Origin of the sequence: Formosa sp. L2A11, from assembly GCF_009796865.1 — a bacterium.
Lineage (GTDB): Bacteria > Bacteroidota > Bacteroidia > Flavobacteriales > Flavobacteriaceae > Formosa.
Map to the genome: position 1 here is coordinate 2,989,132 of NZ_CP047028.1, position 23,220 is coordinate 3,012,351.

A 23,220-nucleotide genomic window follows, 5' to 3' on the forward strand; every position below is an offset into this window, starting at 1 on the left:
AGTGTCTTATTAGATGAATTGGATATTTAAATGTTACATATTGGCTTTTTTAATTAGCACAAACGTGACTACAACTATCTATGCGCAATCTATAAAAAAGATTGAAAAAGAAACAGATAAAGCTATTATTTGGACAACAGATAAAAAGCTAAAATTCTCCGATTTTCAAGCTAAAATAGATTCTACATCTTCAAAAAAAGCACTAACAGGAGCTAATATTGTTATTGTGCCTTATGCCTATAAAAATGGTGTATATGAGTATCGTGTTTTAGCAAAATTTCATAAAGATCTTTCTTGGATAAATACAACTAATGTTCTGGTTATACATCATGAACAATTACATTTTGATATTGCAGAGTTGTTTGCACGAAAAATGAGACGAGAAATACAAGCAAAAAAACGTACTAATGGTTTAGTCTTAGAATCGGATTATAGAAGCATACACAAAAGGGTCTTTCGGTCTTATATCAATTATCAGATGCGGTATGACTCTCAAACGGGACATTCTACAAACCAAGAAGAACAACAAAGATGGCATGCTATTGTTGTAGAAGAATTACAAAAATTAGAAGATTACAATATTAATTTATAAGACATTTTACCAGAAATATAAATACATTCTAATAAAAGCATCTGTAATTAAGATATTCTAAATACGTCTTAAATATAACTAACAGTATAAAAGTGTTAGCGCTAATTAAAAACTATTTTTATGAACACTAAACACTTACTTATTTGCTCCATTCTATTTTTGTGTATTGCATGTAGTGAAAAACAAGATAAAAAAACAACTACAACTCCTGTAAAAACAGAAGAAACTAAAAATATAAAAGTAAATAAGACACCTTTAAAAGCAGATTTTAAATCATATTGGTACGCTGGAAAAGCAGAGCTTAGTAGTTACGATTTAAAACAATCTAGGTATGGAGAAATTCGTAATGGTGAAGTGGTTTTAATTTTTGTTACAGAACCTTTTTCTTTAAGTAAACAAGTAAAATTAGATCGTCCTAGAGAAGCTGGTCAGGACAATGTTTCTGTTATGAAACTAAACCATGTACGTAAATTTAATACTGGTGTTTACGATTATTCCATACTTACGTCTACCTTCACTCCTATCGATTTTAAAAATTATCCGCTTACTTTAAAATCTACAACAAGCATTCAGGAATGGTGCGGACAAACATTTACACAGTTAAATTTAAATGGAGACACTTACAATTTTAAGCAGTTTTCTTATTTTGAATCTGATGGTGATGAAACACATAACATACAAGCCGCAGTGTTAGAAGAAGACCTAATGACACGTATTCGTATTAATAATGGCCAATTAACAGAAGGAGAAATCGAATTAATACCATCAACAATTTCTAGTCGTTTTACACATAGAAAGATGGACGTTTCTAAAGCCGTAATTAGTAAAACAACAACCAAAAACACTATAAATTACACCATAAAATACACAAGTATTCCTAGAACATTAACTCTAGAAGTAGAACATGCATTTCCTTATAAAATTATGGGTTGGACAGAAGATAATGGAGATGGTTTAATTACGACAGCAAAATTAAAATCGAGCTTACAGGAACCCTATTGGAGTCAAAAAAAATTAGCAGACGAAGCTAAAAGAGATGCACTAAAATTAATAAAATAAGTAGTGAAGATAAAGGGTTTTAAACAAGTTAATATCGTTTAAAACCCTTTTCTTTATTAAAAAAATTAGAGCTAATAATTTGAAAACACCACTAAAAATAATACTTAGAATACTACTGTTTGTAATACTAACTATTATTTCTCAAATTGGTGGCGTTGTGTATGTTGTAAGTTTAATTATTTCCAAACACTGGAATAAAAAACGACCATTAAAAACATTCATTATTTTTATTAGTTTATATTTATGTTCTACACTTTTAATTGTACCACATATTGCGCCTCTATTTGGTCGAGAACAAGTAAAAAATACTACAAAAATAAAACCGACCAACTATGCTACTGTTTTACTAAATAGAAATTATGTAAAACCAGAATTAAATACGTTATTAAGCCAGACGGCAACAGCTTTAAAGAAAACTCCTATAGAAATACACTATTTGGATGCAAATTTTCCTTTTATAAATTCATTTCCGCTGCTTCCACATTTAAGTCATAACGACGGAAAAAAAATAGATATCAGTTTAATCTACCAAACAGAACATGGTAAAATTACAAATACTCAAAAATCTGTAAGTGGTTATGGTGTTTTTGAGGGGCCTAAATATAATGAATACAATCAAATTGATGTGTGTTTAAAAAGTGGACATTTACAATACGATTTTCCTAAATATCTAACTTTAGGAAGCATTAATAAAGATTTAATATTCTCTAAAAAAGGAACAAAAAAACTAATTAAGAGTTTGCTAAGTAATCAAAAATTAGGGAAAATTTTTATAGAGCCACATTTAAAAAGCAGAATGAATCTATCTCATAACAAGATAAGATATCAAGGTTGCAAAGCTGTAAGACACGACGATCATATTCATATTCAGCTAAAATAAGTGAACAACGTACACTAAAACTCATTTTACTTTAAAATTTACATTTTATTCTAATTCACTAATAATGAGTAACATATTGTTATTTGATTTATTAAAATAAAAAGTTTACGCAATTAATCTAAATTTAGTCGAACAGAGATATATCATAAGAAAAATAAAACTTTTAACTTTACTAAAAATTAGCGTATTTCAGCGTTTAAAATTAGCTAACAGCACTAGTCTAGTATACAAACGTTCTACACAAAAACATACAGACTAATGAAAACTTTATTTCTTCTATTACTAACAACAATTCCGCTATTTACAGTTGCACAAACAGATTATAGTATAACAGGTTTTTCTGATAAATATATTGGGAAATTGCATATAGAAAAAGGGTATGAAGATGAAATTTTTAAGAAAGGAACCATTTCTATTCTCGATTCTAAAACCAATGAAACGGTTATAAATATTACGTCTGACGAATTTACTTTCGATTTAGACACTAACAACAACATACAAACCAATGTTCTCGAATTACCTTACGGTAAGCAAAGTATAATTATAGCACAAGATTTTAATTTTGATGGTATAGAAGACTTGGCCATTATGGACGGACAAAATAGTTGTTACCACGGACCTTCTTTTAAAATTTATTTACAAAAAAATAGTGGCTTAGTTTATAGTCCAGACTTTACTAGATTAGCACAAGAATATTGTGGTATGTTTCAAGTAGATTACGATACTAAAACCTTACATACCATGACAAAAAGCGGGTGTTGTTGGCATAAATATTCTGATTACGAGCTTAAAAACGATATACCTATAGCCTATAAAATTTTAGTAGAATCTTTAAATATAAATGGAATCTTTATAGATTATACTGAAAGCAATAGAATAAATAATGAAATGGTAGAAGAAAGCTATAGCATTTTAGATGCCGACTTAGATGTAAAAATTATATTTGCTTTTAGCTTTAAAAATGGAAAAAGAATGAATTTAATTCAGACTCCTAACAGTCAATTATTTTACGTTTTTACAGACAGTGATAGCAAAGTAGAACTTACTTATTCAGATGATTTTATTTACAATACGAGCGAAAACACATTATCATTCACCTATAAAAGCACAGAATATAAAATCTCTTCTAACAAAATAACATTAAAAACTCCTACCAGAACAATTAATATGGATGCAAATCCGACGACTAAAGAAGGAGATTTTTCAAATTTATTACGCCTAGATTTTCAAAATATTATAATAAAATAATTTTTTTTTAATGCTATAAAACAAGTAGCAATAAAAATAAGCATCACTTAAATACAAATTAAAACAATGAACATCAAGAAAAAGGCACTTACTCTTTTATTTCTAACACTTTGCACGGTTGGATTTTCTCAAGATTACAAAACCGATATTAAATCTGAATTTCAAGCTTATTTAAGCACCATTGAAAATATGGAGTTTGAAAAATCTATGGATTATATTACACCAGATTTTTTCGAGGTTGTACCTAAAGCTAATATGCTCGCTGCTATAAAACAATCTTACAACAAAAAGGATGTAGAAGTTAAAATTCTAAATTCTAAAATTGTATCTGTTGCAGATGCAGAACACATAGAAGGAAAAGATTATGCACTTGTAACCTATTCCGATCAAATGAATATAAAAATAAACAACGAAAACGAGGAAACTGAAAGCCAAAAAGAAGCAAGAATTAACTTAACTAAAGTTACATTCGATCAATCTTTTGGAGCAGAAAATGTTGTTTATAATAAAGATACAGAGTTTTTTGAAGTAAAAACAGTAAAACAAGCTTACGCAATTTCTGATGATGGAAAAGCAACTTGGAAGTTTTTAATGTTTGAAAAAAATCTAAAAACGATTTTAGTAAAAGTATTACCTCCATCCTTAATGGAAAAATTATAATAAAAACATCACAATGTCATTATACAAATCTAAGAATCCTGCTTTAAGTACAGAAGTCTTCACTAAAGCAAGAGTAAAATCGTCTGCACATTTAGAAGACGTTATGACTATTAACGGGACCGTTAACAAAACAGCGTTCTTAGGTTTGGTAGTGCTTTTAACAGCCTATATAACCTGGGATTTATATCAAAAAAGTCTAGATATTGCACTTATAAAACCTTACCTACTTGTTGGTACTGTGGGCGCACTTATAGTTGCTGTAATTATAATTTTTAAAACTAAAACAGCACCATATTTAGCACCCGTATATTGTGCTTTGCAAGGCTTAGCTTTAGGAGGACTTTCTGCTCTTATGGAAGAACAATTTCCTGGAATAGTATTAGAAGCTATAGTTTTAACTTTCGGAATTCTGTTTAGCTTATTACTAATATATAGATTAGGAATAATTAAAGCTACAGAGAATTTTAAACTCATAATCGTTTCTGCTACAGCCGGAATTGGACTATACTATTTAGCATCTATAATAGGAAGTTTTATGGGATTTAACTTGCCCTTTATACACGACAACTCTATAGGAAGTATTGTGTTTTCATTATTTATAGTTATTATAGCATCTTTAAACTTAGTTATAGACTTTGATTTTATTGAAAAAGGTGCAGAAGCAAAAGTGCCAAAATATATGGAATGGTATGCTGCTTTCGGATTAATGGTAACTATAATTTGGTTATATATTGAATTACTAAGATTGTTGGGTAAATCTAAAAGCAGAAATTAGTAGTTAAGAGAGTTACTAACTTGATTAATTAAAACATTAATTGCGCTAATAATTAAATTGATAAAGCACAGTTTTTACATCAAAAACAACCTCAAATTATCACATTTAAAACAATTCTGATAAAAGTATATTTTTAAGGTATTTCGTTTATCAAAATTATCTTAAATACACATTATTTTGTCAAAACTTCCGCATCTTTGTCTTAAAAGACAAGCATTTTGAAATTTAAAGACAAAGACCTTATTATATTCGACTTTGATGGCACACTCATCAATAGTATTCCTGATTTAACATTGGCTATAAATAAAATGTTAGCGTATTATAATGCATCACCATTAACAATACAACACGTTACACCTTTTATTGGAAATGGAGCAAAACCTTTAGTGCAAAGAGCTTTAGAATATGCCATGCCAGATAAAAAACTAACAGACGCTTTTTTTAAAGAAGCTTTCGAAATTTATTTAGCCGCTTACAAAAACGAAACATGCAAAGATACTTTTATGTATCCTGGTGTTTTAGAAACTTTAAAAGACTTAAAAAAACGAGGGTTTAAAATAGTGATTTGCACCAATAAACCTTATGGTTTTATAGCACCTATTTTAGAGACTCTAGATATTAAACAATACTTTAATTCTTGGATAGGAGAAGACTCTTTAGCTAAGAAAAAACCAGATGCTTTACCGCTTTTACATTTAGTAAAACAAATGGAAACAACTATAGAAAAAAGTGTAATGGTTGGAGATTCTAAGAACGACATACTTGCTGCACAAAATGCAAATATGGAAAGTATTGGTGTAAGTTATGGTTATAACTATAACGAGAATATTGCAGATTATAATCCAACGGTAGTCGTAGATAATTTTTCAGAGCTACAAAACTTATTTTAATATGAGTAAAATTTATAATGTAGGTATTATTGGAGGAGGTGTTTCCGGAGTTGTTATCTCTTTACAACTCGCAAAATATGGTATAGACAATATTGTGTTTGAACAAGAACCAAGTGTTGTAAATGGTCCTCCTTTTTGCCATTTACATGCTGGAGGAAATTTATATCCAGATATATCAGACGAGCAATGTAGAATTCTTATGAAGCAATCTATAGAAATGGCGCGATTATTTCCGCAGTCTATAGACGAAAGACCAACATTTATTAGCATTCCTAAAACGGAAGTTTATACCGTAGAAAATATTGAGAGCAGACTAGAAATGTTAGTCTCTTACTATAAAGAATTAATAAAAGAAGATCCAGAAAACGAAATTCTAGGCGCTCCAGAAAACTATTATAAACTATATACCAAAACAGATTTAGTTGCTTTAGCAGCACAATCTACAGTAAAACGTCCAACATCTGCAGATGAATGGATGACAAATGCTATTAAGTTAATAGACTACGAGAAGTTAAAAACGCCTATAATATTAGTTCAGGAATACGGTTGGAACTTGTTTAGATTAGGAGCTCAGGCACAATTAGCATTAGAAAAAGCAGAACATTGCGACCTAAAAATGAATACTTTTGTTACAGAGATAAAAGATGTTCGTGAGCAAAATTTAGACTATAACTGGGAAATACACACAAAAGATGCAATCTATAAGGTGAAGTATTTAGTGAATTCTAGCGGATTTAAAACAGGTACAATCGATGAGTCTTTACATTTAAACACAGAACGTTTAATTGAATTTAAGGCTGCCTATGTTTCTAAATGGAAACCTATTCCGGGTTTAATTCCAGAGCTTATTTTTCATGGAAAACGTGGTACACCACACGGTATGGCACAACTTACTCCGTATTGTGATGAGTATTATCAAATTCATGGTATGACAGAAGATATTACTTTATTCGAAAATGGATTGGTACACTCTGAAGGTAATACGGTACAACCCGAATTTAACAAAAGTATTACCCAAAAGCTACATCGCGATTGGAAAGCAGACGAAATTAAAAGCAGAACAGAAAATGCCATAGATTTTGTTGGTAAATTTATGCCTTCATTTAAATCTGCAACAGTTGGAGGTCCACCAATGTACGGCGCACAACAAATTCCAGGAAACGATCCAAATTTAAGAGTTGGAGAAGTCCACTTTCCTTGCCCATCTTATGCGCGTAGTGAAATTGTAAAGGCATCTTCTGCCCTAACGGTTGCAAATCAAATTTTAAATAAAATTAAGGAAGAAGGTCATATATCAATTATACCTTCTAAAGTAAAACAAAACCCATTATTAGATTGTATTTCTAAGCAAGATATTAATGTGTTATCTTCAGAATTAGCCATACAACGTGGTTATCCCGGAGCATTATCTAAATTAGTTATAGAGAAAGATTAATTTTTTCTACTTTCAAAATTACATACTAAATCAAGGTTAAAATATTAATAAAATATTTTAACCTTGATTTTATTTTTACATCTCTTTTGTAGTAAAAATAAACATCACGTTTCTTAAACACATGTAATCAGATAAAAATCATCTTCAACAACACACATAATTTGTCTGAAACTTAAAATATTATTTTTTTTTAAAATCTCTGGCAAAAGAGAAATAAGATTATATTTTTTTTATATTTAACTATAAATCAAATTTTTACATCTATTTTATAAAATATAGCGAGTAAAAATCTAAAAATATAGCGCATAACAAATTTAAAATAAACACTAAAACCTACGCCATGGAGTTAACTAAAAAAAGAATTGTAATTGCCTCCCCATTTCTTATTATCGGAATTAACTTCGGAATTGCCCACTTGTTTGGGTATTTTATCGGGAAATGGGCATTTATCCCCATTATATTAATTGAATGGTGTCTGTTTATTTTTTTTATTTTAAGGTTTACAGAAATTGAAGCCCGAAAAAAATGGTTAAAAAAATCTAAAGGTCCTATGGGTTGGAATATTCTAGCCATATGCATTGGTTTACTCCCGCTCCCCTTATTTTTTATGCACTATAACACACTAAACAGTTGGAGCGTTTGGATACCTTGGATTTTGTTAGCATTAATTAATCCTTGGCTAGAAGAGTTTTATTGGCGTGGTCTGCTTTTAGACTACACAAGGAATTGGTCTAAATGGACAGCTATTATTTTTACAAGTGTACTATTTGCACTTAATCATGCTGTTTTTGGAGTAAATTCTGAATTAAATAGTGGTATTACAGTTATAATTTCTACATGTATACTAGGACTCGTTTGGGGATTTGTATACAAGAAGACAGAGAGTTTAAAATGGATTATATTCGCTCACTTTTTAGTAGACTTTCTTAATTTATCTGCAGCTTCATTCTTAGATTTATATGAAAAAGGAACATGGTAAATATAGAAACAGTTAGCCTCAAAACTTTGAAGAATATTCGTATAAAATAAAATCTTATTTATATATCCCCTTTAGAACAAAATACAGATTATAAATCATTAAAATATTAACTCTAATTCGATACACTTTTCAAAATTCAATCTTACTTTTGTAATATGAAAATTTTAATTATTGAAGATGAAGTTGAATTACAAGAAACGATTAAAAAATCGCTTTTAAAAGAAAAATACACTGTAGAAACTGCTAGTGATTTTAACTCTGCCAACTGTTTTGACCCCTATAAAACAAGAGTAATCTTTTAAATTTCGATTATTGCTTAAGCTGTTAATTTTTTCATTAAAATGAGGTGTTTATCAGCGTCCCATTTTTCCATTGGTGTAATTCGTCCTAAGAGCCCATGTAGCCTAGTATTATTATAAAAAGTCACATACCTTTTTAAGATTTGTTCAATTTGCCCAAAATATCGATAATCAACTTTTTGAAAAATTTCTTTTTTTAGTATTCCATGATAGGCTTCTATATGCGCATTTTCTTCTGGTGTGGCTATATGTGTAAATTCTTGCTGAACCCCAATTAGCCCAAGATATTCACGTACATTATTTGCAATAAACTGGCTACCGTTGTCACTTCTAATAACAACATTATTAGGGTATTGGTATTCTGCAAACAACTCTGATAAAAACGCTATCACCTTATCCTGTTTAATAGAAAAAGAAAAATAGTCTTTTAATATTCTACGAGTATGTACGTCTATGATGGATAATAAATAAGCGTTTTTACCCACACTAGGAACCCATACCGTCTTTATATCCATCTCTAAACATTCCATTGGTCTAGAGGTGTTTACTTTTCTGAATTTTACAAATTTACGCCCAGAACCACTTCTGTTTATCCGATTCTCTAGTTTTAGCATGCCCTGTTCTTTCATAATTCTATAGAGCTTTTTATGATTAATCACGTATGCTTCTTTTTTCAAGTAAGAAGTCATTAATCGGTAACCACAATCTATAAATTCATGACTTAAAATCTCTTTTATAGAAGCAATAACAGCGTCTTGATTAACCCAGCCTCTAGATTTATGATAGGTGAGCTTACTAGGAGTATTACCTTTTTTTCCGAAACTTGGAGTACGGTAATAGCTACTATGAACCATCCCTACCATATTAATTATGTTGGTTTTACTAATTTTATGTTTACTATAAATAGCATTTACTAAATCTTTCTTGGATCGGACGTCCCAAACTTTTTTTTTAAAAGTTCCCGTTGTACTTCCAATTCAATTTCCTTGTTGCTTAGAAGCTTACGTAGTATTCTATTTTCTTCTTCTGCCTGTTTATGTTCTTTACTTTTAGTATCATAAGTGACTTTTAAGCCGGCTTCTCCTTGGCTCTCATGTTTCTTCTTCCAACTATAAAAAGTACCCGTACTAACTCCGTATTTACGACAGGTTTCTACGATACCTATCGCTTCTGAACTGGAGAGAATTTCTAACTTCTGATCTAAGGTCCATTTCTTATATTTCATATCTCAAATATATTAATTTTGAAATTTAAAATATCACTCCGATCTTATTGGGGGCTAAACTACCAACGATAAAATTTCAATTTACAATTACGATTGTATTCTTTTAGATATTATGTTACCAAATGGAAATGGATTAGATTTACTAGCAAAATTAAAACAGTTGGGAAAATCTGAAAATGTTATTATTATTTCAGCAAAAAACTCTTTAGAAGACAAACTAAATGGTCTTGCAATGGGTGCCGACGATTATTTAACAAAACCATTTCATATTGCAGAGCTTAACGCAAGAATTAATGCGGTATTGCGCCGTAAAAATTTTAATGGTAAAACAAATGTAGAAATTGGTAATTGCGTTATAGACATTCAAGAACGTACATTAACAGTAAACCAAAAGCTTATTCATTTAAACCGGAAGGAGTTTGATATTCTTAATTATTTTTCATCAAATTAAAATAGACTTATCACTAAAACAGCTCTTGCAGAATACGTTTGGGGAGACCATATTGATCAAGCAGATAATTTAGATTTTATTTACTACCAAATTAAAAATTTACGTAAAAAACTAGAAGATTCTAATGCAAATATGGGTATAGAAACCGTATATGGTATTGGTTATAAACTGACTGAAAAATGAAACTTTTAAACCAATCTTTAATATATTTATCGACTACTTTTCTTGTTATTATTGGAGCGTGGTCTATTATCTTTTACATTAATATAAAAGATGAAATACGAGATAGTATAGATGATGGTTTAGAAAACAATAAATTACTAATTATTCAAAAATCAAGAGTAGATTCTACCTTGCTTTCACAACATGAATTTGGTGGTAATAATTTTGAAATTCATCCCATTTCAAAACAAAATACATCGTTTAAAAAAGACGTGTATAAAGATACTTTAATGTATCGACACAACGAAGATGATCTAGAACCTGTACGTATTTTACACTCTGTGTTTAAACATCAGAACACCTATTATCACTTAAAAATAATATCATCTTTAATAGAAGAAGACGATTTAATTGAAGATGCTTCTTATAGTGTTTTTTGGCTTTTTGTTATTTTAATTTCTAGCATCTTTATTATAAACAATATTGTTTTAAGAAAAATATGGCATCCGTTTTACAGCATACTTAATAGACTAAAACACTACAAATTAAACGCCTTAGAATCGCCAATAAATGTAAATACAAAAACAAAAGAATTTATACAGTTACAAGATGCTTCTAATACATTAATACATCATACAAAAAAGGTATTTACAGCACAAAAACAGTTTACAGAAAATGCATCGCATGAGTTACAAACCCCAATTGCTATTATTACAAATAAACTAGAATTACTGTTAGAATCTAAACATCTAAATGCTGATGATGCCAAAATAATAGCCGAAGTGATTAACATGACCGATCGCTTAAAAAAACTAAACAAAACCTTACTCCTACTTACTAAAATTGAAAACAAACAGTTTTTACAGCAAGAAAAAGTGTCTATAAATACCATAATTAAAGACATCGCTAAGGAATATACAGAATATGCGGAGTTTAAAAATATTGAAATTAAAATTGAAGATGTTGGACATTTAGAAGTAGAAATGAATAGATCTTTAGCAGAAACACTAATTTCTAACTTAATTAAAAATGCTATTTTTCATAATATTGAACGTGGAAAAATTACCGTTTTTGTTTCACGTCACACCTTTTCAATCATAAATACAGGTCCTTCTGAATCACTAGATTCTAAAACAATCTTTAATAGATTTACAAAAGACGATTCTAAAACACAAAGCACAGGTCTTGGGCTTGCTGTTTGTCAGGCTATTTGTGATTTATATAATTATAATTTAAGCTACCAGTATATTCAAAATGAACATCACTTTTCTATAAACTTCAAAAATTAGTAGACTTTAGAATAAATTCCAAATTCTTTCCAGATTTACACGCGACATTTGTTTTGTAATTAAAAAAAATGCAATCAAATTATGTTGAAAAAGATGGGCAATACATGTTGCGTCTGCTTTCTCCAGAAATGAAGTTAATAACAATAAAAAAGATTTCAACTATGATCACAAAAATGAAAACAACAGTCGCATCAATTTTCATCGCTTTAATATGTTTCTCGTCATGCAGTAGTGATGATGATAATAATTCTAATGATGTCCTTTTAGAGGAAGATGAAATACCTACAGAAATTACATCTTATGTTTCTACTCATTTTGAAACCAATTCTATATTTAGAGCAGAAAAAGAGACAGAGAATAACAAAGTAAACTACAATATTTATTTAGAAACAAGTTACGAATTAGAATTTAATAGTGATTTTGAAATTATAGAGATTGATGGAATTACACAATTACCAGATTCTGTAATCCCTGAATTAATATTAGATTATGTCACTGAAAATTACCCAGATAATGTAATTACAGATTGGGAATTAGAAACAAATTACCAACAAGTAGAATTAAATAACGGATACGAATTAGAATTCGGCTTAAATGGAGATTTTATTCGATTAGATTTAGACTAAAAAACAGTCTAAAACAGACAACACTTTATATTACTAGTACACACTTTTTTTTTAAGCTTACAATTTCAAATCTTTGAATTGTAAGCTTTTTTTTATGACGATTTTAGAATATCTGTTACTCTTTATTTTATACCTAAAATTATAAAGTGTACCTTTAAGTACTGAAAATGTATTATTTACACTCATATACTATTAATATCATAAAATTAAACCACATTCTGTAATAAGATAAATTCAACTTAGCCCCATTCTAAACAAACTATGTATAACTCGAAAAATCTTATAATTCCTATATTAATCCTTTTAATTAGTTGTTCTAAGAATACATCTGAATCAAAAAAAACAAACCAAGAAAACACAACAGAATGGGTTTTATATAACACCAAAGATTCTATCCCTAGACTAATGATGTTAACATTAAAACAAGCTCTAAAAAATGATTTTAGTATAGCTAATCCAAATGAAGAATTTAACAGAACAGATGTTATAATTAATGATACAATACCAAGAAAACAACTCCGGCTATTGTCTAGAAAAGGCAATTTTTGGAGAATGACATATATACAGGGTGGAATTGGGTTACATTATGTTTATACAGAATGTAAAATAATAAAAGATACGATCTCTGATTTTAAAATTTCTCAAACCAATTTGAAGATAGAAAACAATGATACTATTGATTTCTATTTATATAAAAAAAGATTAAAATTAAATGATGTAAAAATTATTATGAAATAAATACTTCTAAATATCATAGCAAAAAAAACTTTAGTTTATTAATTCCATAAATGATAAAAGTTCTATTAATTACTTTACACATCTCTTATCTTTGACGATTTACAACACAAATAACCAATATGCTATTAGTCAAAAAAATAAAACAAACCACATGTTAAAAAAAACGATCTTTATTCTTATGCTCTTTATCTTTTCTAATGCAACATTTGCACAAGAAGACTTAATAATAAACACCTATAACAGACCGTCTACCTCCTTATCTGGAAACTGGAATTATATTGTAGATCCTTATGAAAATGGTTATTACAACTACCGTCACGAACCCTTCGATTTACAGGCTACACCAAGTAAAAGTGCATTTTTTACAAATTCGAAACAAGAATCTCCATCAGAATTATTAGAGTATGATTTTGACAGTATGGACACTATTGCTGTTCCTGGCGATTGGAATACACAAAAAGAAAAACTCTTTTATTACGAAGGTACTGTATGGTATAAAAAATCGTTTGATTATGTATTTATGGAAAAACAGAATAGATTATTTCTCTATTTTGAAGCCTCTAATTATAAAACAGAAGTCTATTTAAACGGAAAAAAATTAGGAACTCATGTTGGTGGTTTTACACCTTTTAATTTTGAAGTAACTAACCTTATAAAAGACACCAACAATTATCTTGTAGTAAAAGTTGATAATAAAAGATCTAAAGAAGGTGTCCCAACATTAAGTACAGATTGGTGGAATTATGGCGGACTTACCAGAGATGTTAAACTTGTAGAAACAAGTCCTACTTTTGTACAAGATTATTTTATTCAGTTAGACAACTATAATTCTAATAAAATTAAAGGATATGTCACTTTAAATGGAGAAGATAAAGCTACTAAAAACATACAAATTTATATTCCTGAACTAAATATTAGAAAAAACATTGTTACCAATATCAACGGAAAAGCAACTTTCGAAATCATTTCAAAAGACATTAAATTTTGGTCTACAAAAAATCCGTATTTATATACTGTACACATTAAAACAGACGAAGAAAACATAACAGATCAAATTGGGTTTAGAAGTATAAAAACTAAAGGAAAACAAATACTATTAAACAATACTCCAATCTATTTAAAAGGCATATCTATACATGAAGAAAGTCCGATAACTCATGGTCGAGGTTCTACTCTAGAAGATGCAAAAACACTTTTAAATTGGGCTAAAGAATTAGGCTGTAATTATGTACGCCTTGCACATTATCCTCACAACGAACACATGGTGCGCTTAGCAGACAAAATGGGAATATTAGTTTGGGAAGAAAATCCAGTGTATTGGACTATTGCTTGGGATAATGCAAGTACGTATGCAAATGCAGAAAACCAGCTTGCAGAAGTTATTAATAGAGATAAAAACAGGGCCAGCGTTATTATTTGGTCTATGGCTAATGAGACACCTACAAGTCCGTCTAGAAATCAATTTTTAACTAAACTCGCAACATACACAAGAGCAAAAGACCCTACTCGACTTATAAGTGCAGCACTAGAACAAAGCGATTATAATGGTAATAAATTTGTAAGAACTATAAATGATCCCTTTGCAGATGTTGTAGATATTTTAAGTTTTAATCAATACATAGGTTGGTACGACGGATTACCAGAAAAATGCTCGCAAATTAGTTGGGTTATCGAACAAGATAAACCGGTCTTAATATCAGAATTTGGAGCCGGAGCAAAACAAGGTTTTCATGGAGATAAAAACACACGATGGACAGAAGAATTTCAAGAAAATCTATATGTAGAGACCTTAAAAATGTTAGAAAACATAGAGCAACTACAAGGCTTTTCTCCTTGGATATTAGTCGATTTTAGATCTCCAAGAAGAGTTTTACCAAAAATTCAAGATGGATGGAACAGAAAGGGACTAATATCTGAAGATGGTAAAAAGAAAAAAGCTTTTTTTGTACTTCAGAACTTTTACAACAATAAAAATTAAGTAATTCCCTTATAAACATTAATGTGGCGGCCATAGAAAAACCAATTGTACGAAGCAAATTAAGACAAACTTTAGGAAAAGAATACTTTATCTTAAAACGCAAATGGCATTGGTTATTCTCTGATAAGCAATATGCAAAACATCGTTTAAAAACCAATTTTAAACATTCTGTATTCAAACACAAATCGCTTATTTTAAGACCTCTTAAAGATGTAGACATGTATTTGCAAGAGAATAAAAGAACAAATCTAAAACTAGCGATACAACACCTTAATCAAATTGAAATTAAACCCAATGAATACTTCTCACTTTGGAAATTAGTTGGCAGACCAACAAAAGAAAAAGGCTATTTAGAAGGCTTGGTTTTAAATAATGGCAAGATGGATAAGGACATTGGTGGCGGCCTCTGCCAATTGGGAAATTTACTGTTCTGGATTTTTGCACACAGCCCATTAACAATAAAAGAACGCTACAGACATGGTTTTGATGTCTTTCCAGATGTAAAACGAAACGTACCTTTTGGTGCTGGAGCAACATTATCTTACAACTACATAGATTTACAAATTAAAAACGAAACCCAGAATAGTTTTGTTATTAAGTTATGGTTAGACAAGACCCATTTACATGGTGAATTATGCGCTAAAAACGAACTAGAAGAAACTTATAAAATAGAAGAAAGAAATCATCATATAACCCAAGAGTTTTGGGGCGGATATTCTAGACACAACCAGATTGTTAAACTAACCTCTAATACAGATTCTGAAACAGAAACCATACTCGTAGAAAACCATGCTATTATGATGTATAACCCGTTTCTTGAAAGTTAAAACTCTTAAGACTATCTTCTTTAATTTAAGTAAAAAACATTAATAATTTCCCCCTAATCTATTTATATTTCAATATTAAAACAACACATATAAAATGCATAAATTTTTAGTATTCTTAACATTAATTTTGTTTTCCTCTACACTTACTGGACAAATAAGCATGAAAGATTCTACCGTGCAAGTCATTGGATACTGGAATAAACTAGAGACACAATCTTATAATATTTCTTATCAAAAATTAAAGATAAAAAGTAATGACACTATTTCTAGAGAATTAGTGACTTACCAAGTCGATGTTAAAATAATAGACTCTACAGAAAATAGTTATACTATAGAATGGTTTTATAAAAACTACAACATAAATACAGAAAATAAATTAGCTAAAAAGCTGTCTAAAATGTCTAACGATATATCTGTTAAAATAAAAACAGATCAGTTTGGTACTTTTATAGAAGTTGTGAATTGGGAAGATATTAAAACCTATCTAACACAAGTTTCAGACACATTGAAAGTTGAATTAAAAGACATTCCAAACTCAGAAAAAATAATAGACAATGTTATGAGTTTATATGCAACAAAAGAATCTATTGAAGCAAATGCAATTAAAGATGCACTACAATATTATCAATTTAATGGCGTAAAATATAAATTAGGTGAAGAGTTACAAGGCACGATAGAAACTGCAAACAATTTTGGAGGCGCCCCCTTTCAAACCAATGTAAGTTACAGTTTAGATAAAATAAACGAGACAGAAGGAAATGCTGTATTTCGGTCTAATCAAATTATAAATTCACAACAATTAACAGATGAAACCTATAAGTATTTAAAAAATTCAGGAGCTTTTAGTGAAACTTTACCCACTAGAAGTGAGTTTCCAAACTTAACAAATGAAACCAATACAGCATCAATAATTCATGCTGCTAGTGGTTGGGTTATTTATAGTATTGAAAGTAAAAAAATAGCTGCTGCAGATACAACTAATATAGAAGAACGTATTATAGAAATACAATAAAAAGTTTGTTATAAAATAACTGGAATATTAAAAATGAAATCTAATACGGAATTTCATTTTTTCAATAATTCATTAGGAAAATCACGTGAAGTCTACTACTTTTCAATAACAAATAGATTCTTCCTATTTAAAAAGTTATTATCGAACTAAAGCTTATAAAACAAATAGCTAAAGGCAACTAAAAAGCCTTTAAGGAATTATACCTTTTGTATAAAAACAAAGTGTACAATACAGCTTTGGGCTATTTACAAAATATAGAAGAAGCCGAAGAAATTACGCAAGATGTTTTTCTTACCATTTTTAAAAGTGCGAGTACGTTTAAAGGAAAATCAAAAGTAAGTACTTGGGTTTATAGAATTACCATTAACAAGGCGCTTAACCACCACGAAACGATAAACAGTTACCTACAAAAGAAGAGGTACTTGCTAAAATAAAGGCTAACAAAACACCTCAACACATTTCTGAAAACAGTTTTATACTTACAGCTACAGGACAAACAAAAACCTACGATGCCACAGGACAAACAGTGACTAATTTAAAATCTAGTGATTCTTTTTATGGGCAGGATGGAAATTATCAAGCAGGTAAAAAAATGTCTTACACAGATAACGAAGATGGTACTGTTACCGATAATGTAACTGGATTAATGTGGGCACAAGACCAATCAGAGCAAAGTAAAGGTTGGGAAGATGTGCGATAGCCTTAAACTTGGAGGTTATACAGATTGGCGTATGCCAACTATAAAAGAGCTTTGGTCTCTTAGAAATCAATCTAAAGGTTGGCCTTATGTAGATACTAAATATTTTCATTTAGTAAGTAAAGATGGTAAATCACAACGCGAGCAACACACTTGGTCTAGTAATTTTTATTTAGTAAATACAGAACATGCTAAAACACGAGTAGCTTTTCTTGTTAACGATTGGACCGGACATATTAGAGCATTAGATGGTAGCAGATATGTACGTGGAGGCACATACGGTATAAATAATTTTGTAGATAATGGAAATTAAACGATTACAGATAAAGCGACTGGATTAATGTGGTCTAAAAACGATAGCGGAAAAGGCATGAATTGGGAAGCTGCTCTTAAATATGCAGAAACATCTAATTATGCAAGCTATTCCGACTGGCGTTTGCCAAATGTAAAAGAGCTACAAAGTATAGTAGATTATTCTGGAGTATTTCCAGCATTAGATACTAAAATGTTTAATATCTCTGGAATTACTAATGAAGCCGGACATAAAGATTACCCCTATTTTTGGTCAAGTACATCTGCAGGTGGAGAGAAAGCAATGCCTTTTGCAGATTATGTTGCCTTTGGTTATGCCGTAGATCCGAAAGGTGAAGATACACATGGCGCAGGAGCTGTCCGTTTTGATACTAAAATGAAGGATGGTCCTAACAAAGAAAACGAGGAACGTATTAATAATTATGTGAGATTAGTTGGAGATTCAAAATAATATGAGGTAACCAGTTCTAGTTGCCTTAATTAAGGGTAACTAAATATTTTAAACAAAAAAGCGAGACCAAAATTGGTCTCGCTTTTTTTATGATTATTTTAGTAAACTAAACGTTTAATATATTATTTTATAATCTGTTTAATAAATCTGTTTTTTTACTATTAAATTCATTTTCAGTAAGAATACCTTTGTCTTTTAAACCTGCTAATTTTTCAATTTTAGCGAAGATATCTTCTTCTAATTCTGTAGTGTTCGTATTTTGAACATCTTGAACTTGAGGATTCATTTCTATAGGTTGTGACTGATTTTGGATTGGTTCTTGAACTATTGGTGCTTGTTGCTGCTGTGGTTTGTTTTCTCCTCCAGAAACAATAGGTAATGTGCTTAAGTCTACCATACCATATTGACTCGTGAATGTTACCGAGTAATTTCCGCCTTGTTGTTGTCCTACACCTCCAATTTGGTTATCTAATGTATCGAAAACAGTAACTTTACCATTTTCTTGTATTGCTAAACGTCTAATATTTGAAAATATAGCATAGCTCGTTCCGTTTTGGCTACCTGTAGAATTAGGAAAACCTAAATCTCCCCACCAATTTCCAGAAGACATAGAACCATTTTGGTTTTGTATTTTAGGTAAAGGCTTATATTGAATAGCTCCTTGATTAATTAAATTAGATAACTCGTAGCAAAGTCCGTCTACCGTAGATTTTAACTGATTGTTAAACATATCCCCTACCATTGTCATTCCGCCTTGCATCCATTGGCCTCCGCCTCCTAATTCAGGAATATTAAATTGTGCCATTGTACCATTGCTAAGCATTAGTGCATGTGTTAAGTCTGTAACCGCATTAACACTTATACCGTAACGATTTGCTACATTCGTCATGTTTTGAAAACTAGCATCTGTGAATATTGCATTCATAATCTTTTTCTTTTTTTGTTAAAACTTACTTTAGCTAACAATTTTGCTGCAAATGTAATGCTAAGTCTAATCAATAGTTCATTTTTAAGTATAAGTTTTCTTTAATTCTTCAAAATAATTTAGCGTAAAACATTGATTAATAATTATTTTAAAAACGATCCCTCATTATTCTGCTTCATTTATTAAATACATTTCATTCAAATCTAGCAGCCTTATTCCTTATAAAAACAGAAGTCAAATTCAGAAAAAGATGATATAACAATCTATGGTATAAATTATAAATTTTATTCTATAAGCTAGAAATATCAAACTTAAAACGTAATATATAATTAGAAAGGAAAAACACAGTTAATATCTTCTTCTGTATACTAACTGTACTTTATTAGTATTAGGGATAACACAAATTATTATAAAAAAAATCACTCCACAGGTTATAGCAGAGTGATTAAGGGGGATTTAAAAATTAAAAAACGTGTACTAATTATTTTCCACCAGCGGGTAAATTTTCTTTCCAGTATTTTTCCATAGTTTGCCATAAATGATACTGTGTGTTTTCTCTTTCGTGTATAGAATGAGAACGCATCGGGTAAGACATCATAGAGAATAACTTATTATATTTTATTAATCGATCTACTAGCATTTCGTAACTCTGGTAATGTACATTATCGTCTGCAGTACCATGAATAACCATTAAATTTCCTTCTAAATTTTGTGCATAGTTTATTGGAGATCCATCGTGGTATCCTTTTACATTATCTTCTAACAAGCCCATATAACGCTCCTGATAAGTTGCATCGTACAATCTCTGATCGGATACAAAAGACACTGCTAATCCTGATTTATAAATTTCTGGATATCTAAACATACAATTTAAAGTCATTTGGCCTCCACCACTCCATCCCCAAATACCAACACGCTCTGGGTCTAGAAAATTATATGTTTTTAAAATTTCGGTAGCTGCTTTAGATTGATCTTCTGAAGCTAAAATTCCTATTTGTCCGTAAATAGATTTTCTCCAATCACGACCTCTTGGTGTTTTTGTTCCTCTATTATCTAAACTAACCACAACATAGCCTTGCTCTGCCATATAATGATGCCATAAACCACGGCGTTCCCATTTATCTTGCACAGTAGAACCAGCAGGTTCTCCATAAACATAAAAGAAGAGTGGGTATTTTTTAGTTGCATCAAAATCTTTTGGTTTAATCATCCAAGCATCTAAAACATCGTCTCCGATATTCACTTTTATAAATTCTTTATCATTAATAGCTAATGCATCATACTTTTGCTTTAGTTCGCTATTATCTTCTAGTACTCTTACCTCTTTATGGGCAGGTAAACTCACTAACGAATATCTTGATGGTGTCGTTGTATTTTGAAATGTTTGAATCGCCCATTTCGCATCTGAAGAAATCTGATAATTACTTTGCCCCATATTACTTACTGGCGTAATTCGTTCTGCTTTTCCTTTACCATTAATTCTACTTCTATATAAATAACGTTGTGTAAAATTATCTGGAGAAGCTATGTAATACACATAACCTCCTTTAGCATCTATATTATTAATATTTATAACATCAAACTCGCCTTTAGTAATGGGTTGAATCTCTTCACCATTTCTAGACACTTTATATAAATGTAACCAACCATCGCGTTCGCTAGACCAAGTGAAATATTTTTCATGATCTAACCAACGAATATCATCATGTATATCTAGAAAAGCATCATCTGTTTCTGTTAGTATATTGTTTATCTTCATAGACTCAATATCTCCAACCCAAACTTTATTTTGATTTTGCGGACGGTTTAATTGCTGTACCATAACTTCGTTAGAATTTGGAATAAAATCCATACGAGCTAAATAATTATTTCTAGGATCTCCAGGAATATCAAACCATTTTGTTTCTCCTCCTTTTACTGGTAATACACCAACTTTTACTGAAGATAACGTTGTTCCTACTTTTGGATATGGCATAGGAATAGGTTTAGAATAAAGAGAATCTATATTATTAATCATATAAAACGTACCAACACCTTCTGTATTAGATTGCCAATATGCAATATGTTCGCCATCGGGACTCCATCTAAATCCGTCTCTACAACTCAGTTCTTCCTCGTAAACCCAGTCGAAAGTTCCGTTTATAATATGGTCTCCTCCATCTGTAGTTAACTGTTCAACCTTATTTGTTTTTAAGTCTTGAACAAAAATATTCAATTCACTTACAAATGCTACTTTAGATGCATCTGGTGAAAATTTAGCAAACATTAAAGTAGATTCTGGTAAGTCTGCCCCTAATTGTTTTAATTGATTAGTGACTAAATCTAAAACCCAATAGTCTCCTTTAGTATTATATCTCCAAACGCGTTTTGTATTGGTAAATACAAGAAGTTTACTATCGTCTGTGCTCCATTGGTAATCAGATATTTCTAAAGCTTTAGTTTCATCTTTAGGAATTAATTGCGAAGCAGAAACTAAAACGGTTCGTTTACCCGACTTTGCATCGTATTTTACAATATCCTTACCTTCTATTTCTGTATTAGATTCTAATGTAGAATAGCCCCTATTATCTTTCATCCATCTTACTGGACCAAAACCTTTTTGATTATAGGTTTCATTTTTATAAATGTCTTCTAAAGTCAATGTCTTAAGTGTTTGCGATTGTGCCTGATAAGCCACTAAAAAAACGGCAAATAGTGCAACTATATTTTTATTCATGAATTAAGTTAATTTATGTTTAATTTGATATAAAAAAAAATAAGCTCTGTTTATTAGAACTTATCAGTAAGTAAGCCTATTTATAAGCTTATTTACAATAACAATATTAAGATAATATCTACTTTTATTTTTTGAGTATACTAACCAATATTGATACTATATTAACCAAAACACTATAAAGTAAAGTAGAGATAGATAACTTTTATTCGATTTAATTTATAGTTTTTTTACTTAAAACTATTAAAATTTAGCGTTGTAAGATTCACATAAATAGACTAAAAATGAGCCTTTTAAAATGATGAAATTAATGAGGACATTCATTTAAAAGCACTAATAATTTATGATTTAATCTTGAGTCTATTTCATTTAAAGGCTCTTTGCATTATTACGACATCTAATCTTTTAAATAATCATGCTTATTAATTTGATAACGCCTATCTGTACATTGATCCCTTTCATTAAAAAACTCTTTTATAGGTGACATAAATTTTTCTAGAATTTTAATAGAACCTGAATTTGCAATATTAGCATCTGCCATAACTTTATCTACTTGCATCACTTTAAAATAGTAATCTAACATGCCTTTAGTGGTTTCTGTAGCATATCCTTTTCCCCAATACTTTACTCTAAAGCGATATCCTAATTCGTGAGTGTTGTCTGCTTTCATTAAAAATAAACTCAGCCCAATAAGATTTGGATTATGTTTTTCAAAAATTCCGAGAACACATTTTTCATGGTATAATTGACTCACTTTAAGATTCAAGTTTTTATTAAATCTATTTAAGATCTGATTTTCTGTAAATGGGATTTGCGGGATGAGTTTTAAAATTTCAGGATTTGTAAGTAATTCTGTGAAGTATACTTTATCTACAGGTTCTAATCCTTTTATAATTAATCTTTCGGTTTCAAATACTATCATATTTCATTTAATTAGAACTCGTCTCAAAATTAAAACAGCCTTTAGAGTCTTAAATATACAGGATTAAAATGAAGT

26 protein-coding genes and 1 pseudogene are annotated in these 23,220 nt (G+C 29.9%); 22 read left to right on the forward strand and 5 right to left on the reverse strand.

What is annotated here, in order from left to right:
- Positions 1-13: 13 nt before the first annotated feature.
- The 10 genes from GQR95_RS13190 to GQR95_RS13235 all read left to right on the forward strand — a co-directional run bounded on the left by GQR95_RS13190 (position 14) and on the right by GQR95_RS13235 (position 8,820).
- Positions 14-592, forward strand: coding sequence for a DUF922 domain-containing protein (locus GQR95_RS13190; protein ID WP_159023600.1), 579 nt, complete (start codon positions 14-16; stop codon positions 590-592).
- A 120-nt stretch (positions 593-712) separates the two neighbouring features.
- Positions 713-1,651 carry a hypothetical protein gene (locus GQR95_RS13195; protein WP_159023601.1) on the forward strand — a complete coding sequence of 313 codons (939 nt, stop codon included), beginning with the start codon at positions 713-715 and terminating at the stop codon, positions 1,649-1,651.
- Positions 1,652-1,730: 79 nt separating this feature from the next.
- Complete coding sequence (locus GQR95_RS13200) at positions 1,731-2,531, forward strand: hypothetical protein (protein ID WP_159023602.1); 801 nt, start codon at positions 1,731-1,733, stop codon at positions 2,529-2,531.
- Positions 2,532-2,789: 258 nt separating this feature from the next.
- On the forward strand, positions 2,790-3,779 hold the full coding sequence (locus tag GQR95_RS13205) for a hypothetical protein (RefSeq protein ID WP_159023603.1): 990 nt from the start codon (positions 2,790-2,792) through the stop codon (positions 3,777-3,779).
- Positions 3,780-3,845: 66 nt separating this feature from the next.
- On the forward strand, positions 3,846-4,439 hold the full coding sequence (locus GQR95_RS13210; RefSeq protein ID WP_159023604.1) for a hypothetical protein: 594 nt from the start codon (positions 3,846-3,848) through the stop codon (positions 4,437-4,439).
- A gap of 13 nt (positions 4,440-4,452) precedes the next feature.
- Positions 4,453-5,214, forward strand: a complete 762-nt coding sequence (locus GQR95_RS13215; protein WP_159023605.1) for a Bax inhibitor-1/YccA family protein — start codon at positions 4,453-4,455, stop codon at positions 5,212-5,214.
- A gap of 218 nt (positions 5,215-5,432) precedes the next feature.
- Positions 5,433-6,104 (forward strand): phosphoglycolate phosphatase, encoded by a 672-nt coding sequence (locus tag GQR95_RS13220; protein WP_159023606.1) that lies wholly within the window; start codon positions 5,433-5,435, stop codon positions 6,102-6,104.
- Position 6,105: 1 nt separating this feature from the next.
- On the forward strand, positions 6,106-7,539 hold the full coding sequence (locus GQR95_RS13225; RefSeq protein WP_159023607.1) for an FAD-dependent oxidoreductase: 1,434 nt from the start codon (positions 6,106-6,108) through the stop codon (positions 7,537-7,539).
- Between the two features lie 340 nt (positions 7,540-7,879).
- A complete protein-coding gene (locus tag GQR95_RS13230; RefSeq protein WP_159023608.1) occupies positions 7,880-8,518 on the forward strand; it encodes a CPBP family intramembrane glutamic endopeptidase in 639 nt (212 codons plus the stop codon).
- A gap of 155 nt (positions 8,519-8,673) precedes the next feature.
- Positions 8,674-8,820, forward strand: a complete 147-nt coding sequence (locus tag GQR95_RS13235) for a response regulator transcription factor (RefSeq protein ID WP_199269594.1) — start codon at positions 8,674-8,676, stop codon at positions 8,818-8,820.
- A gap of 14 nt (positions 8,821-8,834) precedes the next feature.
- On the opposite strand, the gene GQR95_RS13240 is transcribed toward GQR95_RS13235, so the two are convergent.
- Positions 8,835-9,794 (reverse strand): IS3 family transposase, encoded by a 960-nt coding sequence (locus GQR95_RS13240; RefSeq protein WP_159024268.1) that lies wholly within the window; start codon positions 9,792-9,794, stop codon positions 8,835-8,837.
- Entirely contained in the window at positions 9,731-10,042 is a 312-nt protein-coding gene (locus GQR95_RS13245) for a transposase (RefSeq protein ID WP_159022877.1), read from the reverse strand. Before GQR95_RS13245 ends, GQR95_RS13240 begins: the two co-directional genes overlap by 64 nt.
- Before the next feature lie 112 nt (positions 10,043-10,154).
- On the opposite strand from GQR95_RS13245, the gene GQR95_RS16855 reads away from it, so the two are divergent.
- From GQR95_RS16855 to GQR95_RS13300, 12 genes and pseudogenes are all read left to right on the forward strand, one after another.
- A complete protein-coding gene (locus GQR95_RS16855; protein ID WP_233265932.1) occupies positions 10,155-10,493 on the forward strand; it encodes a response regulator transcription factor in 339 nt (112 codons plus the stop codon).
- Positions 10,494-10,502: 9 nt separating this feature from the next.
- A complete protein-coding gene (locus GQR95_RS16860; RefSeq protein WP_255473263.1) occupies positions 10,503-10,676 on the forward strand; it encodes a helix-turn-helix domain-containing protein in 174 nt (57 codons plus the stop codon).
- Entirely contained in the window at positions 10,673-11,944 is a 1,272-nt protein-coding gene (locus GQR95_RS13255) for a cell wall metabolism sensor histidine kinase WalK (RefSeq protein WP_159023609.1), read from the forward strand. The genes GQR95_RS16860 and GQR95_RS13255 overlap by 4 nt, the downstream gene beginning before the upstream one ends.
- A 68-nt stretch (positions 11,945-12,012) precedes the next feature.
- The gene (locus GQR95_RS13260) at positions 12,013-12,570 is read left to right on the forward strand and encodes a PepSY-like domain-containing protein (RefSeq protein WP_159023610.1); all 558 of its coding nucleotides are present in this window, start codon (positions 12,013-12,015) and stop codon (positions 12,568-12,570) included.
- Between the two features lie 261 nt (positions 12,571-12,831).
- A complete protein-coding gene (locus GQR95_RS13265) occupies positions 12,832-13,308 on the forward strand; it encodes a hypothetical protein (protein ID WP_159023611.1) in 477 nt (158 codons plus the stop codon).
- A 151-nt stretch (positions 13,309-13,459) separates the two neighbouring features.
- Positions 13,460-15,286: a glycoside hydrolase family 2 TIM barrel-domain containing protein gene (locus tag GQR95_RS13270; protein ID WP_159023612.1), complete on the forward strand. Its 1,827-nt coding sequence runs from the start codon at positions 13,460-13,462 to the stop codon at positions 15,284-15,286.
- 23 nt (positions 15,287-15,309) lie between these two features.
- Positions 15,310-16,113 (forward strand): VanW family protein, encoded by an 804-nt coding sequence (locus GQR95_RS13275; protein WP_159023613.1) that lies wholly within the window; start codon positions 15,310-15,312, stop codon positions 16,111-16,113.
- 94 nt (positions 16,114-16,207) lie between these two features.
- Positions 16,208-17,125 (forward strand): hypothetical protein, encoded by a 918-nt coding sequence (locus GQR95_RS13280; protein WP_159023614.1) that lies wholly within the window; start codon positions 16,208-16,210, stop codon positions 17,123-17,125.
- A 197-nt stretch (positions 17,126-17,322) separates the two neighbouring features.
- Positions 17,323-17,559: pseudogene (locus GQR95_RS13285) on the forward strand (RNA polymerase sigma factor); the annotation flags it as partial.
- 92 nt (positions 17,560-17,651) lie between these two features.
- The gene (locus tag GQR95_RS13290; RefSeq protein ID WP_159023616.1) at positions 17,652-17,825 is read left to right on the forward strand and encodes a hypothetical protein; all 174 of its coding nucleotides are present in this window, start codon (positions 17,652-17,654) and stop codon (positions 17,823-17,825) included.
- Entirely contained in the window at positions 17,815-18,135 is a 321-nt protein-coding gene (locus GQR95_RS13295; RefSeq protein ID WP_159023617.1) for a DUF1566 domain-containing protein, read from the forward strand. The genes GQR95_RS13290 and GQR95_RS13295 overlap by 11 nt, the downstream gene beginning before the upstream one ends.
- 3 nt (positions 18,136-18,138) lie before the next feature.
- A complete protein-coding gene (locus tag GQR95_RS13300; protein WP_255473264.1) occupies positions 18,139-18,585 on the forward strand; it encodes a DUF1566 domain-containing protein in 447 nt (148 codons plus the stop codon).
- 127 nt (positions 18,586-18,712) lie between these two features.
- Here GQR95_RS13300 and GQR95_RS13305 read toward each other — a convergent pair whose 3' ends face one another.
- From GQR95_RS13305 to GQR95_RS13315, 3 genes are all read right to left on the reverse strand, one after another.
- A complete protein-coding gene (locus GQR95_RS13305; protein WP_159023619.1) occupies positions 18,713-19,510 on the reverse strand; it encodes an SHOCT domain-containing protein in 798 nt (265 codons plus the stop codon).
- A gap of 481 nt (positions 19,511-19,991) precedes the next feature.
- Positions 19,992-22,226 carry a S9 family peptidase gene (locus GQR95_RS13310; protein ID WP_159023620.1) on the reverse strand — a complete coding sequence of 745 codons (2,235 nt, stop codon included), beginning with the start codon at positions 22,224-22,226 and terminating at the stop codon, positions 19,992-19,994.
- Between the two features lie 394 nt (positions 22,227-22,620).
- Positions 22,621-23,145 carry a GNAT family N-acetyltransferase gene (locus GQR95_RS13315; RefSeq protein WP_159023621.1) on the reverse strand — a complete coding sequence of 175 codons (525 nt, stop codon included), beginning with the start codon at positions 23,143-23,145 and terminating at the stop codon, positions 22,621-22,623.
- Positions 23,146-23,220: the final 75 nt, after the last annotated feature.

Bases quoted from the DNA above. Each gene is read 5' to 3' on its own strand.
- GQR95_RS13190 (WP_159023600.1), top strand. From the start codon at position 14: ATGAATTGGATATTTAAATGTTACATATTGGCTTTTTTAATTAGCACA.
- GQR95_RS13195 (WP_159023601.1), top strand. From the start codon at position 713: ATGAACACTAAACACTTACTTATTTGCTCCATTCTATTTTTGTGTATT.
- GQR95_RS13205 (WP_159023603.1), top strand. From the start codon at position 2,790: ATGAAAACTTTATTTCTTCTATTACTAACAACAATTCCGCTATTTACA.
- GQR95_RS13210 (WP_159023604.1), top strand. From the start codon at position 3,846: ATGAACATCAAGAAAAAGGCACTTACTCTTTTATTTCTAACACTTTGC.
- GQR95_RS13215 (WP_159023605.1), top strand. From the start codon at position 4,453: ATGTCATTATACAAATCTAAGAATCCTGCTTTAAGTACAGAAGTCTTC.
- GQR95_RS13225 (WP_159023607.1), top strand. From the start codon at position 6,106: ATGAGTAAAATTTATAATGTAGGTATTATTGGAGGAGGTGTTTCCGGA.
- GQR95_RS13230 (WP_159023608.1), top strand. From the start codon at position 7,880: ATGGAGTTAACTAAAAAAAGAATTGTAATTGCCTCCCCATTTCTTATT.
- GQR95_RS13235 (WP_199269594.1), top strand. From the start codon at position 8,674: ATGAAAATTTTAATTATTGAAGATGAAGTTGAATTACAAGAAACGATT.
- GQR95_RS13245 (WP_159022877.1), bottom strand. From the start codon at position 10,042: ATGAAATATAAGAAATGGACCTTAGATCAGAAGTTAGAAATTCTCTCC.
- GQR95_RS16855 (WP_233265932.1), top strand. From the start codon at position 10,155: ATGTTACCAAATGGAAATGGATTAGATTTACTAGCAAAATTAAAACAG.
- GQR95_RS13255 (WP_159023609.1), top strand. From the start codon at position 10,673: ATGAAACTTTTAAACCAATCTTTAATATATTTATCGACTACTTTTCTT.
- GQR95_RS13260 (WP_159023610.1), top strand. From the start codon at position 12,013: ATGCAATCAAATTATGTTGAAAAAGATGGGCAATACATGTTGCGTCTG.
- GQR95_RS13265 (WP_159023611.1), top strand. From the start codon at position 12,832: ATGTATAACTCGAAAAATCTTATAATTCCTATATTAATCCTTTTAATT.
- GQR95_RS13270 (WP_159023612.1), top strand. From the start codon at position 13,460: ATGTTAAAAAAAACGATCTTTATTCTTATGCTCTTTATCTTTTCTAAT.
- GQR95_RS13280 (WP_159023614.1), top strand. From the start codon at position 16,208: ATGCATAAATTTTTAGTATTCTTAACATTAATTTTGTTTTCCTCTACA.
- GQR95_RS13295 (WP_159023617.1), top strand. From the start codon at position 17,815: ATGTGCGATAGCCTTAAACTTGGAGGTTATACAGATTGGCGTATGCCA.
- GQR95_RS13305 (WP_159023619.1), bottom strand. From the start codon at position 19,510: ATGAATGCAATATTCACAGATGCTAGTTTTCAAAACATGACGAATGTA.
- GQR95_RS13310 (WP_159023620.1), bottom strand. From the start codon at position 22,226: ATGAATAAAAATATAGTTGCACTATTTGCCGTTTTTTTAGTGGCTTAT.
- GQR95_RS13315 (WP_159023621.1), bottom strand. From the start codon at position 23,145: ATGATAGTATTTGAAACCGAAAGATTAATTATAAAAGGATTAGAACCT.